The sequence below is a fragment of the candidate division WOR-3 bacterium genome (genome assembly GCA_029858255.1).
GTDB lineage: Bacteria > Hydrothermota > Tepidihabitantia > SM23-42 > SM23-42 > SM23-42.
In genome coordinates, this window is sequence record JAOUFJ010000006.1 from 38,931 (window position 1) to 53,931 (window position 15,001).

Consider the following 15,001-nt stretch of genomic DNA (forward strand, 5'->3'; position numbering starts at 1 on the left):
AGCAATGGCGGTGAGGTGGGTTCCTTGACTTGAAATTGAATAATGATATAATGATGAAAATGGACGAGTTGCTTGCGCAATTGAATTCTGAACAAAGTAAGGCCGTCAAGATCACCAAGGGGCCGATCTTGATACTGGCCGGAGCTGGCAGTGGGAAGACGAGAGTGATCACCTACCGGATTGCATATCTGATAAAGAACAAGAAAGTAGCCCCGAAGAACATACTTGCCATAACGTTCACGAACAAGGCAGCTGGTGAGATGCAATCGAGGATTCAGGCGCTCCTGGGAAGCGACCATGAAGTCTGGATAAGGACATTCCATTCGACATGCGCCAAGATCTTGCGGGGTGGAGCAGAGAGAATTGGTATCAAGAACAATTTTGTGATATATGATGAATACGATCAGCTCAGTGTCATAAAAGAGTGTCTGTCCGACCTTGAAATAGACGCAAAAGCTTTTTCACCGGCGTATGTTGCCGCGGTAATCAATAACACAAAAGAAAATCTGTCATCGGCCAGCACGATCGAGGATGATACACTGAGGCATATATACAATTTATATAATAAGAAATTGTCCGAATACAATGCGCTCGATTTTGATGATTTGATAATGAAGGTCGTGGAACTCTTCAAGATTGATGCAGACATCCTGGAATACTATCAAAACAAATTCAAATACATCCTCGTTGATGAGTACCAGGACACCAATCGAGCGCAGTACGTGCTCACAAAAATGCTGGCAGATAAACACCGGAATCTCTGCGTCGTGGGGGATGACGACCAGTCAATTTATTCCTGGCGCGGTGCCGAGATCAGGAATATACTCGATTTCGAAGCAGATTTTCCAGATACGACCGTAATCAAGTTGCAGCAGAACTACCGTTCGACAAGGAGGATCCTCAAAGCTGCTTCTGCAGTGGTTAGTAATAATGAGTACCGTAAATCGAAAACCCTCTGGTGCGAAAACGAAACAGGGGAGAAGATCGTTTTTTTTGACGCCGATGATTCCTATACTGAAGCAGCCTATGTTGCGCGTAAGATAATGGAATTGAGATTGAGGGGTGTCAATCTCGGCGATATCGCGGTATTCTATCGGGTTAATTACCAGTCGAGGTTGTTTGAGGAGTGTTTCATAACATATCGCATTCCATATGAGGTAGTTGGATCTTTACGTTTCTATGAACGGGCTGAGATCAAGAACGTGCTTGCCTATCTTCGCGTCATAAATAATCCGCTCGATGCCGTGAGTTTGAGAAGGATAATAAATGTCCCGTCGCGTAAGATCGGTCATGAGACCATGGAGAAGATAATGGCTTACGGTGAAAAAAAGGGTATCAGCAGTTATGAAGTACTACACGAGATAGACAGTATCAAGAAGATAAATACGGGTACACGTAAGAGAATAAAGGACTTCACGAAAATGATGGATCGGTACATCAATGCACAGCAGCGAATGGACATCTATGAGTTGGCACTGCAGGTAGTCAAGGATAGCGGATATTTGACCAGTCTCAGTGAAGACAAGACCGAGCGCGATTACGTGCGGCGCAAAAATGTGGAAGAATTGCTCATTTCGATGAAGGAATACGTAAGGGAAAGACCGCAAGCAACTCTCAATGATTATCTCGAGGAAGTGTCATTACGCAGTGATATCGATGACTGGAACGATTCCACCGAACGGGTGAATTTGATGACCCTGCATAATGCCAAAGGACTGGAATTCGATGTCGTCTTCATTACGGGATTCGAGGATGGTCTGATCCCCCACTACAAATCACAGCAAGATCCAAGGCAATACGAGGAAGAGCGAAGGCTTTTGTATGTTGGCATTACACGGGCGCGTAAGTTGTTACACATGACCTATGCCCGACAGCGGGATATGTTCCGTGCCGGGCCGAGTTACACAGAGCTATCGCCGTTCTATGACGAAATTCCGCGTGATCTAATGTGTGCCGGATACGGTGTTGATTGAGATACCGTGGACATGATGGCCAAGGATACGATGGCGGAATACGTTGAATTTCGTAGGCTTTTTCCGATCACAGATAACTGCATATATTTCAATCACGCGGGAACCGGACCAATGTCTCTGCCTGCTCAACGTGCCGTCGAACAGTGCTTGGGTGTATACTCGAGCCAGGCGGAATTCGATACCGAGAGGTATTTTTCGATGATCCGGGAGGCACGTTCAACCGTGGCGCGTTTTATTAATGCAATACCAGAAGAAATAGCATTCACTCATAATACCTCCGAGGGTATATACATCGCTTTGTGTAATCTGCCATTCAGTGAGAATGATATGATACTGGTAATGGATGAAGTTTTTCCCGCTGTGAGATATGTCGTAGACCACAACCTACCACATGTCAAAAAGAAATATATCCCTTTCGCAGGGCAGGACCCCATTGCCGTTGTGGGATCAAATATGGACAAGAGGTTAAAGGCCGTTGTGGTAGATTATGTTCAATTCCTGAGCGGTGAAACGATCGACCTGCAGCGGCTTAGCGAGTTCACGAGCGAACGTGGCCTGTATCTTGTTGTCGACGGCATACAGGGAGTTGGTGCCATGAGTTTCGACGCGGCAGAGAGCAAGGTGGATTTTCTCGCATGTGGAAGTGCCAAATGGCTGTTCGGACCGAGCGGCGCAGGGTTTCTTTATGTGAACAAGCGAAACTTCGATAAATTGAGGTGCCAGCATACTGGCTGGCTTGGTGCTGGTTGGACTGGATTTGAAGACATCACGAGAAACCCTCCTTTATATGAAGATGCGAGAAAATATGAGATGGGTACAAGAAATGTAATTGGAATACAGGCATTATCTGAGAATATTAACATATTACTTCAATATGGTATGACTCAAGTCGAGGCGCGTATATTAAAACTTAAAAGCCTCCTGCGAGACTCCTTTGAAGATTTGGGATTGAGAATATTGACACCAGCCTCAGGTAAGCAGTCCGGCATCCTAACAGTTTGTCCACCGGTAGGAGTCGAGGGTCTCTATCATCGCCTGAAAGAGGCCGGGATGATCGTATCAATGCGCAATCAGAGCCTTCGGTTCTCACCCCATTTCTACAATAGCGAAGAAGAAGTGGAGCAGGTAGTTGAGACGATCGCTCAATACCGGGTTTGAACTTCAATAGTAGTGCTGCAACCCTCCTTAATGGATAATGATGATTTTCTCGCTCGTGACATCATTAGCAATGGATAGTACTGCGAAGTAGATTCCTGGCGCCAACCTTCTGCCCTTATCGTCATGGCCATCCCAATTTACTGATGTATGCAAGTCAATATGTGATGATAGCCCAGAAAAAGTTTTTACCAGACGTCCAGTAACATCGAAAATTCTCAGGTCGACTTCGCCACTCGCATACTGGTTTCTGTAATCATTTACGACGTATCGGATATCAGTTGAATACCTGAATGGATTTGGTCTGACATCGAGAATAAGTGGATAGATGTTACTACTGCTATATTCCTCAAGGAAGGTTATGGCTTCAATATTAATGTCATCAATGTAGAATCCTTCTGCAACATCTCCATCATAGTCACTCTTGAAGGCAATTCTTAGTTGGATTGTGTCGCCGCCCGCGTATTGCCCGAGTGGATATTGGTCTTTGAACCAATCACCCTGAATGGCGCGGCTGCTGTCCAGCGCACCGCCTGTACCGATGAAGTTCAACGTGTCCGAGCCATTTCCATGCACTATTATGACATAAATGCCGTCAGAACCATAAATCGGTACTTCAAACCAACGCATGAAGTTGAGTGTTGAATTATGGTCGACCATGAAAGGAATCGTTTGTATATAGCAATCCATATTATTGAGATAAAGACCATTTGATTCTTGGCCGCAATACCATGCGTGATCGGCTGAGAATGCTCGGCGCGTTGAGATATGCCATTGGTTGTTACTTCCGCCTGTTGTCCAGAGGCCGCTGCCCGATTCCATATCGTCAATGAATCCGGTTTCGCCAATGAGTAATACTATGTCTTGGTTAAAATTGTACGATTCTGTTGCCATATTGAATGACAATTGCGGGTGATGACCAGGTGGGCAGGAAGATGATACTGCGACATGGAACGGACCAACTGCACATGTTGTGTCCGGTGGAATTTCCCCAGCGCTGACGCTATCGGTAATAACGGTGACGTACGGGTCTGTCGAACTCAATGAGATCTGGGTTGTGTGAGCAAAACCATAGCCTGCGTTGGCGATACTAATGTTGATCTGGGCGGTGTCACCTGGCATGGTCGGGGCATTCGATACGGAAAAATCTGGTATGCTCAACTCCGGCGTACCCACCAAGATGCCGGGGTAGTGGGTTAGTGTCCTGCTTGCTTCTGTTATTTCGAGTTCAAAACTCAAGGTATGTGCATTTGTTGTATTACCAACGAGAATGGAAAAAGCATGGTCGAGGCATGTTGAGTCCTGCTGATTCAGTGTGCCTAGATACTCAATACTGTCCGAAATTATGACGTAAGGATCTTGCGAACGCAGCCGGAAATCCATATTGTTAGCCGTTGCGTTACCGGTATTCTTGATCAGCAGTGAAAGCAGAATAATTTCGTTGGGATTGGCAATACCGTCGCCATTGCCGAGCGAGTCGTTGAGTATCCATCTCTGGTAATTTACATACGGGCCACTGACCACGGGAAGGGTCGTCTCCAAAGGAACGTAATTTTGTGCCGTAACAGTGAGTTCAAAATCACCAAGGGTGGCCGGGCTTGCCTGCAGAAATATCTGTCCACTCACATCTGTATAGCCTGCGGCGTAGGATTCATCTGCCTTCATGAGGCAGACCAAGGCGTTTTTGATGGGCGCGTTAGTGTTCTTGGCCCTCACTGAGATGAGGATGCTACTGCTACCAAGAGCAACTGATTGGGGTGCAGCTACGGCGATTGATTCTGGTAATGCGGTCCAGACCATCATTTCCGGTTCGCCCAATAGATTTAATTGATACTGATGCCAGCGGTAGACATTCTTTTCACGTGAATACGGGATAAAGTATGCTTTACACATTGCCAATGCTTCCCCGATGTGGTAGTTATTCTCGACGAGCAGTGAGTAGAAGAAACGGCTGTCGAATATGTCGGATATTCCGAACCCAGGATTCCCGGGTGATCCCCACCCGTAGCTTGAATTCCCGACGAATGCTACGCCGCCGCCATTTTCGTTATTCATCCAGCCTTCAGCGATGCATGCGAAATCAAAGGCGGCAGTCCAGCAGCCAAGGCTAAAGATAATGCCATAACGCGGCGCATTTGTGATCGTATCGAGGTCGATCGTATTGAGGTATCCGACACCTACACCCATGACACTTGTGCTGCCATGTCCGTCGTGATTAATCAGATTCTGTCCACTCCTTATTGCGGCCATTACGCTTTGACGGTTTTCATTACCAAGTGTTTCATAGAGTTTGGTTACAACAAGATTGGGTAGGAATGATTCTTCCTCTATACGGTTCTTATGAATCGCCTGGTCGGTGAACGGGCTCTGCCAGAGCACTTCAGCGAGCAAGAGTGCCTTATCGAGATATTCGTTTGGTGGATTCTTTTCATAGGTCAGGATTTTGTTGACAAAATTCTGTGCTTCTGTTACGGAAGAGACCGGGGCTCTTCCGACCGATAGGTCAGGATATAGATCTATGCTATCTTCTACCTCACCATACAAACCATCACCATCAAAATTCCAGTTACCCTGCAAATCGGCATAGTACAGGTCACAAGGCAGTGAATCCTCTCGGTTCCAAATGGAAGCACTGCACGTCATTGCATAGGCAAATCGACAGGGGATCATGTATGTATCACCACCAAGCAGGACGTACTGAATGTTCGAATCAGGCAGAGTCTTTATGTAATTACGAATGCACGCAGCGTTATCTTCACCGGTGTAATTCGCCAGTATCCAGTCGACTGTCCTAACGTGTGCCGGTAGTCCTTTCTTAGTTTTCCAATCTGCCAACCTCTGGAAAACTGTGTCGAACGGCGGATTACTAATGATGAGATAGGTAATATCATCAGGATCACGAGTTCTTTCATATTCCGAGATATCCTCTGGATTAATGATCATCTTTTTTAAAAGAGAAGATTGCGCGGTGCGTTTAGTCCCTCCACGGTAGGTGATGCGGAATCTCACTGATCTGTTAAAAATGAGTTTTCTCGATTCTGGCTTGTATTGTATGGGATAGACGACGAGTTCACATATTTCATGATTATCCAGCCGTCCCACGCCTCGGAATTCAATGATCTGCCCAGGGTACAACCGGTTCGACGTGTAGATGTCTTGATTCGGCAGCACAGGTTGTCGCGGCTCGTCTTTCGATAAGACTTGCGGTGGCTGGGCACAAGATAGTAAATATTCGCCAGCGAGGGTTTCAGTTTCAGTCGCGATGATCTGGATACCTATATCGGTTGCTCCGTAGGGCAGAGCGATCTTCAGCGCCCTTGTTGGAATCTCCGGTGCACCGACATCATTGCTTATCTCACAACCCATGATCCGTACCCTGGTATATCCGTCGATCACAGTGAATCGAAGTTGTTCTGTGGTAAAATCGATTTGCTGCGTTGGCGTATACTCATAGGCTATGAGGAAGGACAACATGAATGCTATCATCTATCCTCCTTTGGTTTAAAGGTGAACATGACGCGGTTCCCGCCCCGCTGTTTTGCCTCGTAGCAGGCCTGGTCAGCCAGGTCGATCAGCTTCGATTTCTCACGCGCGTCATGGGGGAATGAAGCGATGCCGATGCTCAGTGTTATCTTGGGCTGGAACCTCTGTGCCGCGATCTTTTTCCGCATCCTTTCCGCAACATCGAGGGCAAAAGAAGCGTCGGTTTCCGGCAGGATTGCCACAAATTCGTCGCCGCCGTACCGGCACAGGAAGTCTACATCCCTGATTATTTCCTTCATTATTTTGCTCAATTTTTGGAGTACGATGTCGCCCGCCATGTGGCCATATTTGTCGTTATAATTTTTAAAATTGTCGAAGTCTATCATCATCACCACGAACGTCCGGCGGTATCTTTCGGCACGTCGTATCTCGGCATCAACGAAGAGCTCGTAGCTGCGGCGATTCGACAGCGATGTCAGGGCGTCAGTCAATGACAGTTTTTTTGTCTCAGCGTATAACCTCGCGTTGTCAATTGCAATCGCGATCTGTGCACTCAAACTGGATAGAAGAAGTATTACGTCTTGAGAGAATCCGTCCACTTCTGAACTTTCAACATCGAGTACGCCAATAAGGCGGTCGCCAATGAGCAGAGGAAGGCCAACTTCACTCCGGGTGTTTTCTATTCCTGTAACATAATACGGGTCTTTCGTTACGTCTGGGCAATGATACATGCGTTTTGTTTTCGCGACATGACCGGTTATGCCATCCTTACCGATCCTGAGTCTCAATTCTCTGTCCTCAGGTGAATAAACAAGGCTCGAGTGGGCATAAAGGACCTGCTTCTCTTCATCGATCAGGAGAACCGAGACGTTGAGGAAGTTGAACGTGTCTTTTAGGCGCTGCAGGATATTTCTCAACAGTTGTTCAAAGTCGAGCGTTGAGATGAGGCTCTGGCTGACATCATACAACAGTGCGGTTTCTTTTGCTTCCCTTTTTACTTTTTTGTTGAGCGCAATGTTTTCGAGAGCTATGGCACTCTGGTTTGTGAGAACGGTGAGGTTGTCGATCTCGGATTTCCCAAATGCTCCACTCGTGGTGCTTTCGAGGAACAATATTCCAAGGATCTTGCTGCGCGCTGTGAGCGGAATACCTGCAGCTGAGAGGTATCCCTTCGGGTGGGCTGTTTGATGTACACTGGGCGACTCGCTTGTGTCGGATACGGTCACTGCTTTTCTTGAGTTCAGGATCTCGAGAGGCAACCCTTCATCCAGACTCTCTGTTGGTCTGTAGTGCTGTATTTTGCCCGACCCCTTGTCGTACTCGAATGCATCGATCACCATACGGTTTTCATCATCTATCAGAATCAATCTGCTTGAGATTGCCTTTGTGACGCTCGCTGCAGCGGATAATAGGGTTTGCACCAGTTCATCGATTGCATATGATGAAGCTGTAATTTTTCCAATATCATGAATACTCTTGATGGTTCTTTTTTTATCGAGCAGCTCGCTGCTTGCGCGTGCATGTGCGATTGCCTGGGCGGCTATTTCGGTGAAGATGTGTGCGATTTCCTTTCCTTCAAATGTCTGGATCGGCGATGAGTAATAGACATTTATCGCGCCGATTGCTTTACCATCAACCAGCATGGGTATCGATACTACCGATGCGATTCGCTGTGCCTTGAGTAGTTGAATCACTGCCTTACCGCCCCCACGGTAAATTTGCCTGATGTCCTTCACTATTTTTATCCTCTTCTTTTCACATGAAAGATGAGCGATCTTCAAATCTTCGTCAGTAAGGTTTCTATATGACCTGGATAGATTGTATGCACTGACGGCATGCAGCTTCTTCGTACCTTCGCTGTAAATGAAGAGGAGTGAGGCGTCGGCTTTCAACAGTGCACAGATATTCTTTGTGATGTTATCGTAGATGCGCTTTGGCTTCTTGACGGCGTATAGGGTTTTCGCGTATTTCAATAATCCATCATATACAGGTATCCTATGCATAATTTTATTATACCGATATTGATTTTTGTGTCAACAGAATATTACGTCAAGCCCTCCTTGCGCGCCCGTATTTTAGATGGCTGTTATCTTTTTCTTTGAAAAAAACGACCTGCCGTGAATATCGTTGCCAGAAGAAGACAGAAGATAGGTAGCATGTCTCCTATCTTTCTGTAGGGCGTGCGGATAGGCTCAATGTACACGGATGTTACTATTGTTTCTTCTACGAAGAGCGGTTTTTCAACTGTGACCCGACCGTACTGATCCACTATCATCGATATGCCAGTATTAGCACTGCGCAACAGCACGACCCCGTTTTCGACGCTTCGGAGAATTGCCATGTTATTGTGTTGCTGGGCCCCGGATATCTTGCCAAACCAACCGTCGTTGGTGATGTTGAGGAGGACTTCGGCACCTTGCTTGACCGCTTCTCTGGGTAACCCGGTGAAAATGGATTCAAAACATATGAGACAGGCAAATTTGAATTCGGGGATCTCGAATACAGTTATACTCGTCCCCGCCGCATAATCGCCTTCGCCGAAATCAACTTTGCGCAGGATAGGTATATTCCGGTCAAAAGGTATGTGTTCGCCGAAGGGCACGAGATGGATCTTGCGGTACTCCTGCTCTATGCCGTGGTGCGGTTCGATGAGCACAGCGCCGTTGAATATGTCACGTGTCTTGGATTCATATATCGCCGTTCCGGTCAGAATCGGTGTGCCCAGTCGGTCCACGAGATGTTTGACCAGATCCTGATACTTCCCGGGTGATTTTAGAAAAACCGGGGTGGCTGTTTCGGGCCAGATTATCAGGTCGAGAGAATCACCAAAGTTGTCTACTGAGGTACGCATGCAGTGCACCGAGAGGTTCATCAAACTTTCGAAAGTCTTGTACCTCAACTCCCTGCTGAATTTCAGGTTGGGATCAATGTTAGGTTGTACGATACCGACGTGAATCATCCTCTCTTGAGATCTCTGCGGCCGGGCGATTCCATAGATTACCGGCGCTATGAATATGAGAAATACCATGAGCAGATTTTTTATTGTCCGTTTTCTCAGGGCATCATAGATAGAGACGTTAAGGAACACTAGCCATAACGATATTCCGTATACACCGTAGATGGCCGCCTGCTGTATGAACAATGGGTATCGCGCCTGTGAGTATCCAAGTGTCAACCACGGGAAACCCAACTCCCCGATCCCTCTTAAGTATTCCAGACCTGTTATGATCAGCGGTAGAGACCATATACCGATGATACGTCCAACAAGCATGGAAATTCCGAAATAGGCGCCGATATAGAGGAAGAGGAGGAAAAGCCCGCCAATTATCAAGATCTTAATGTTCGTCTCGATCTGCAAGAAGACTATCCAGAAGAGGGTGAACATTGAAAAAAGGAAACCGAATACTACACCAGTCCTGAAGGCCTGAGCAGGGCGTGCTCTCTCGATCGCATAAAGCAAGGGAACCAGGCCGAACCAAGCGAGGAAGTGCAGCTGGATGGGGTGAAACGAAAGTGAAAGAAGCAGAGCGCTGACCGCGGTTAGAACTGTATTACGGATGTTATTCGTCATTACCATTAGTACTGATTTGTCTATATTTTGACCAGCTGTTCCTTCTGAGCCGACGCGTAAAATGCTTCGGTTATTTCCGCTATCATCAAACCATCGTTGTTGCATATCGGCGGTTGTTTTTTACCCGTCAGGCATTCAAGGAACATGTGGTTCTGCAATTGATATGATGTTTTGTAAATGTTCTTATGGGCAATTGTTGGTGTTACGTTATAGAGCTCCCCGTGCAACTCCTTCTGTATCTTTAGAGGATTGAGCAGAGCAGCGCCTTTGTTCCCAAATACATTGCAGTATAGGAAATCCTTTTCGAAGAGAAGGGACCAACCAACTTCTATCGTCAGTAATGTACCATCGCTGAAATTGATGATGCACATGGCCGTGTCTTCAACATCGGCCTCTACTTCTTTTTTGTGCAGGGATGCAAAGACACTCTTTACGACTTTATTTGCCAGCAGATACAACGCGATATCGAGAAGATGTACGCCAAGGTTCAGGAAAGCTCCGCCGCTTCGAGAGAGGCTCTCCAGACGTCCTGGACTCAAAATCCATTCACGGGTACCAATTAACCAGCCGCTTTTTGCATAGTATATAGTGCCCAATTCATTTTCCTGGATGAAGTTCTTGAGTATCTGCACATCGGGACGTACCCGGTTATTCATTGCCAGCACGAATTTGTTCTTTGCTTTCTTAGCGACCCTGGTTATTTCGCGCGCCTCGCGCAGGTTGACCGCCATGGGTGTTTCGCATAGCACGTGCTTACCATACTTGAGTGCGGTAACCGACATAGGAACGTGCAGGTAGTTTGGAGCCGCTATTACCAGGGCGTCGATTTCGCCGTCCTCGACAATTTCTTGAAAATCCTGGTATCTCCTGGGGACACTGTACTTTGACCCCAGGTAGTCGATCTTTCGTAAATCAGTATCACAGATCGCCGTCAGGCGGCATCGGTGGTTCCTGCTAAAAAAAGGCAGATGCGCGATCTGGGCGTGGGTCCCGCATCCTACGACACCGATGCTGATTTGTTTTCCCATGCAGTGATTGTCCGCTAAGCACCAAAGTACAGGGTGAATTCATGGGGGTGAGGTCTGATATGTACCTCTTCTAATTGTTTTGTCTTTACCTCGATCCAGCTCTCGAGCAGGTCCATGCTGAATATCCCGCCTTGCAGCAAGAATTCATGGTCTTTTTTCAAAGCCTCGATCGCTTCATACATATTTGACGGTAGTTTCTCCTTTTTTTCCGGTTTGGTTTTATTCTTTATCCCGTCGATCCCTGCGAGCACTACCGCTGGTATCGCAAAGTAAGGGTTCGCCATGGCATCGGGGATCCGATACTCGATATCGAGCATTCTGATGTTCTTCAGGTAGCCAGGGATGCGGATCGCCGTTGTTCGGCTGGCGAAGGCAAAGTCCGTATATGTTGGTGCCTCAAACCCGGGGATAAGGCGTTTGTATGAATTCGTGCTGGGGTTGGTAATTGCGCAGAGCGCGCGAGAATGGTGCAGGATGCCTCCGATGTAATTCAGTGCCACCTCGCTCAGGTTATGGTCTTTGTCCGCGGCATAGAACAATGATCGATTCTTGCTTCCGAGATACTGGTGAAAATGCATTCCATTACCTGGTTCATCGAAGAATGGTTTTGGCATGAATGTGACCCACTTGCCGTACTTCTGCGAAACGCATCTTATCAGGTACTTGGCCATGAATACGTCATCGGCTGCCTTGACCAGCGGTTCAAAAACCAATTCGATCTCCACCTGTCCTTTTTCACCGACCTCATGATGGTGATACTTTGATTTAATACCGCAGAGTGATAGGGTGTCGACTATTGAGTTTCGTATGTTGAAGTACAGATCCTGCGGCGGGCCAACATGATAGCCACCCTTTTTCCTTATCGGATAGTAGACACGGAGGTTTTCATCGTCAATTTCCGGTCCGATTTCAAAGAAGCTGTAGCCCGAGCCTTCGCCGTAGCGGCACTGTCCGAGCATGTAGAACTCCAATTCAGTCAGGAAATGGACATCCGTGTTGAGTTCTTTACGGACGTACGCGGCGGTCTTCTTGGCAAGGTTTCTGGGGTCGCGTCGGTAAGGGACGAGTGTATCGGGTAAATGTATGCTGCACAGGAACGAAGCAGTTTTTTGCTCGAAGAATGGGTCGAAGAATAGGGTAGACAGATCCGGAAAGAGCAGCATGTCTCCCTTCTCTACAAGTTTGTATCCGGGGAGACTTGAGCCATCCACACCCACGCCACTGTCGATTATCCAGTCAAATCTCTCGAAAGGCACGGTTATGTGATGCAGATTCCCGATCAGTGAAGGGTATTTTAAATCTATAAACCGTATCCCCATGGTTTCCAGTTTCTTTTTCAATTTTGCATTATTGTGTTTCTTCATTGTCACTATTATAGATAGAATATTTTTTTTGTCAACGCAATAATTTTCTTGACTTCACTGGCTATTTAGTTATAGTTAATTATTCAAGGAGGAACAACATGGCGATGGCGCAGACCAAATATATTTGGATGGACGGAAATTTCGTCGCATGGGAAGATGCAAAAATCCATATCATGTCCCATGTCATACACTACGGTACCGGGGTCTTTGAAGGCTTGAGATGTTATGATACGCCTAAAGGACCGATGGTCTTCCGACTGAAGGATCATACCGATCGTCTTTTCAATTCCGCCAAGATATACCGCATGGAAATTCCTTACGAGCGCGAAAAAATCAACAAGGTCACAGTAGAGTTGATAAAGATGAACGGATTGAAGGCAGCGTATATCAGACCGATCGCTTACCGCGGTTACGGTGAGTTGGGTGTCAATCCTTTTCCGTGTCCCGTGAATGTCACCATTGCCACGCTTCAATGGGGCAAGTATCTGGGCGATGAGGCACTTGAAAATGGCGTCGACGTCATGATATCATCATGGAATAGAATGGCTCCGAATACTTTTCCGGCTATGGCAAAATGCTGCGCAAATTATATGAATTCGCAACTTATAAAAATGGAAGCCATCATGTATGGCTTCACCGAAGGTATTGCCCTTGATAACACCGGTTATCTCAGTGAAGGTTCTGGTGAGAATTTGTTCGTGATCAAAAACGACACAGTCTATACTCCACCGCTTCATGCCAGTATCTTACCAGGGATAACCCGCAACTGTGTAATGACCATTGCCCGAGATATGGGGTTCGAGGTTATCCAGGAGAAACTCGCGCGCGAATTTCTGTATATCGCCGATGAGGTCTTCTTCACTGGTTCGGCCGCCGAAATAACGCCAATCCGTTCGGTCGACAAGATAACCGTTGGCGCCGGCAAAGCCGGTCCAATTACCAAAAAATTGCAGAAGAGATTTTTCGATATCATCGAAGGCCGTGAGCCTGACAAGCACAACTGGCTGACAAAGGTCGGTTGAGTGGCGAGAAGGTTTAGTTGATTGCTCCTGTCCATGCAGTGCGTCCTGGGTATTCCGGTGGTTTCATGGTTACTGCAGTGTTTTCGGTGTTAAGGTTTTTCAGTGTTTCAGTGTCATGAAGATCGCAATCGGTGCGGATCATCGTGGGTTTGTGACGAAAACAAAGGTCATTGATTATCTTCGCAAGAAAGGATACGATGTGCTAGATTACGGTGTCGATTCTGCCGAGCCAATCGATTATCCGGATATTGCCATAAGGGTCGGTGAAGCTGTCGCTTCCCGAAAAGTTGCCTACGGCATCCTCTTCTGTTACAGCGGTCAAGGTATGGTCATGGCCGCCAACAAGGTGAAGGGAGTAAGGGCGGCGTTATGCATCGACCCTACCTACGCACGTTTTGCACGTGCCCACAACAATGCTAATGTTCTGGTAATGCCGGCAGGTTTCATAAAATACGGGGCCAGGATGAGGAATATTGTTAATACCTTTATCCTCACTGAATTCGAGGGCGGCAGGCATCTCCGCCGCATAAAGAAAATAGGGCAATATGAAGATTCTACCCATTGCATTTGATTCACTGGGTGTGAGGAGCATGGCAACCTACGTTGAGACTTCGGACGTTCGGGTCTTTATTGATCCTGGGGTATCGGTTTCACCTGACCGTTATTCATTGCCTCCACACCGTATCGAGCTCGACCGCCACAGAGAAATGTGGGAGGCAATTACACGATGGGTAGGCATGTCAGATATCGTGATCATCACCCACTATCATTTCGACCATCATAATCCGGATCACCCGGAAATTTTCCACGGAAAAGATGTTTTTCTCAAACACCCGCGTGAATTCTTGAATCAAAGTCAGAAGGAACGCGCGGCGACATTCCTGAGCCGTATCGAGCCGTATGCGAAGTCGGTCAATATTGCCGACGGCAAGTCTTTTAACTTTGGCAACACACGCATCGCTTTTTCCGAGCCGGTGCTCCATGGTCTCAGCCAGAAGCTCGGATATGTTGTGCAGGTCATGGTGGAAGACAACGAGCGGTTTGTGTTCACATCCGATGTTCAGGGTCCGTTGAACAACGGTGCCCTGGATTTCATCCTCGATGCAAAACCGAACAGTATTGTGATTGATGGCCCAGCTACCTATCTATTGGGGTCTCATTACAAGAAATCAGACATCGATAAGGCCTTGGAGAATCTAATGAAGATCGTTGATCAGTGCCGGTTGACCAATATGATCGTGGATCATCACCTGTTGCGAGATCTTAACTGGAGCGATTATGTGGGTTGCTTCAGCAAAACAAAAAGAGGTTTGAACGTATGCTCAGCCGCCGGTTTTCTTGGAAAAGAAGAGGACCAACTTGAGGCGAAACGTAAGGACATGTACAATGGTCAACCATACTGAAG

10 protein-coding genes are annotated in these 15,001 nt (G+C 47.0%); 5 read left to right on the forward strand and 5 right to left on the reverse strand.

From position 1 onward, the window contains the following. Window positions 1-59 precede the first annotated feature (59 nt). Together OEV79_04595 and OEV79_04600 are read left to right on the forward strand one after the other, a co-directional pair. Complete coding sequence (locus OEV79_04595; protein ID MDH4210706.1) at window positions 60-1,973, forward strand: UvrD-helicase domain-containing protein; 1,914 nt, start codon at window positions 60-62, stop codon at window positions 1,971-1,973. A 30-nt stretch (window positions 1,974-2,003) separates the two neighbouring features. Continuing rightward, window positions 2,004-3,131: an aminotransferase class V-fold PLP-dependent enzyme gene (locus tag OEV79_04600; GenBank protein ID MDH4210707.1), complete on the forward strand. Its 1,128-nt coding sequence runs from the start codon at window positions 2,004-2,006 to the stop codon at window positions 3,129-3,131. A gap of 27 nt (window positions 3,132-3,158) precedes the next feature. Here OEV79_04600 and OEV79_04605 read toward each other — a convergent pair whose 3' ends face one another. The 5 genes from OEV79_04605 to OEV79_04625 all read right to left on the reverse strand — a co-directional run bounded on the left by OEV79_04605 (window position 3,159) and on the right by OEV79_04625 (window position 12,574). Then, window positions 3,159-6,614, reverse strand: a complete 3,456-nt coding sequence (locus tag OEV79_04605) for a C25 family cysteine peptidase (GenBank protein MDH4210708.1) — start codon at window positions 6,612-6,614, stop codon at window positions 3,159-3,161. Beyond that, complete coding sequence (locus OEV79_04610; GenBank protein MDH4210709.1) at window positions 6,611-8,614, reverse strand: diguanylate cyclase; 2,004 nt, start codon at window positions 8,612-8,614, stop codon at window positions 6,611-6,613. The genes OEV79_04605 and OEV79_04610 overlap by 4 nt, the downstream gene beginning before the upstream one ends. 83 nt (window positions 8,615-8,697) lie before the next feature. Further along, window positions 8,698-10,182, reverse strand: a complete 1,485-nt coding sequence (gene lnt, locus OEV79_04615; protein MDH4210710.1) for an apolipoprotein N-acyltransferase — start codon at window positions 10,180-10,182, stop codon at window positions 8,698-8,700. 20 nt (window positions 10,183-10,202) lie between these two features. Further along, the gene (locus OEV79_04620; GenBank protein MDH4210711.1) at window positions 10,203-11,210 is read right to left on the reverse strand and encodes a Gfo/Idh/MocA family oxidoreductase; all 1,008 of its coding nucleotides are present in this window, start codon (window positions 11,208-11,210) and stop codon (window positions 10,203-10,205) included. Between the two features lie 14 nt (window positions 11,211-11,224). Then, window positions 11,225-12,574 carry a glutamine synthetase beta-grasp domain-containing protein gene (locus OEV79_04625; GenBank protein MDH4210712.1) on the reverse strand — a complete coding sequence of 450 codons (1,350 nt, stop codon included), beginning with the start codon at window positions 12,572-12,574 and terminating at the stop codon, window positions 11,225-11,227. Between the two features lie 98 nt (window positions 12,575-12,672). Here OEV79_04625 and OEV79_04630 point away from each other — a divergent pair, with 98 nt between their 5' ends. The 3 genes from OEV79_04630 (at window position 12,673) to OEV79_04640 (ending at window position 14,999) form a co-directional block, all read left to right on the forward strand. Beyond that, the gene (locus OEV79_04630; GenBank protein MDH4210713.1) at window positions 12,673-13,596 is read left to right on the forward strand and encodes a branched-chain amino acid transaminase; all 924 of its coding nucleotides are present in this window, start codon (window positions 12,673-12,675) and stop codon (window positions 13,594-13,596) included. 115 nt (window positions 13,597-13,711) lie between these two features. Further along, window positions 13,712-14,167, forward strand: coding sequence for a ribose 5-phosphate isomerase B (gene rpiB, locus OEV79_04635; GenBank protein MDH4210714.1), 456 nt, complete (start codon window positions 13,712-13,714; stop codon window positions 14,165-14,167). Further along, window positions 14,142-14,999, forward strand: a complete 858-nt coding sequence (locus OEV79_04640) for a hypothetical protein (protein ID MDH4210715.1) — start codon at window positions 14,142-14,144, stop codon at window positions 14,997-14,999. Before rpiB ends, OEV79_04640 begins: the two co-directional genes overlap by 26 nt. The last annotated feature ends 2 nt before the right edge of the window (window positions 15,000-15,001 follow it).

Coding starts and splice junctions, on each gene's coding strand:
- OEV79_04595 (MDH4210706.1), top strand. CDS start 60: ATGGACGAGTTGCTTGCGCAATTGAATTCTGAACAAAGTAAGGCCGTC.
- OEV79_04600 (MDH4210707.1), top strand. CDS start 2,004: ATGGCGGAATACGTTGAATTTCGTAGGCTTTTTCCGATCACAGATAAC.
- OEV79_04605 (MDH4210708.1), bottom strand. CDS start 6,614: ATGATAGCATTCATGTTGTCCTTCCTCATAGCCTATGAGTATACGCCA.
- OEV79_04610 (MDH4210709.1), bottom strand. CDS start 8,614: ATGCATAGGATACCTGTATATGATGGATTATTGAAATACGCGAAAACC.
- lnt (MDH4210710.1), bottom strand. CDS start 10,182: ATGACGAATAACATCCGTAATACAGTTCTAACCGCGGTCAGCGCTCTG.
- OEV79_04620 (MDH4210711.1), bottom strand. CDS start 11,210: ATGGGAAAACAAATCAGCATCGGTGTCGTAGGATGCGGGACCCACGCC.
- OEV79_04625 (MDH4210712.1), bottom strand. CDS start 12,574: ATGAAGAAACACAATAATGCAAAATTGAAAAAGAAACTGGAAACCATG.
- OEV79_04630 (MDH4210713.1), top strand. CDS start 12,673: ATGGCGATGGCGCAGACCAAATATATTTGGATGGACGGAAATTTCGTC.
- rpiB (MDH4210714.1), top strand. CDS start 13,712: ATGAAGATCGCAATCGGTGCGGATCATCGTGGGTTTGTGACGAAAACA.
- OEV79_04640 (MDH4210715.1), top strand. CDS start 14,142: ATGAAGATTCTACCCATTGCATTTGATTCACTGGGTGTGAGGAGCATG.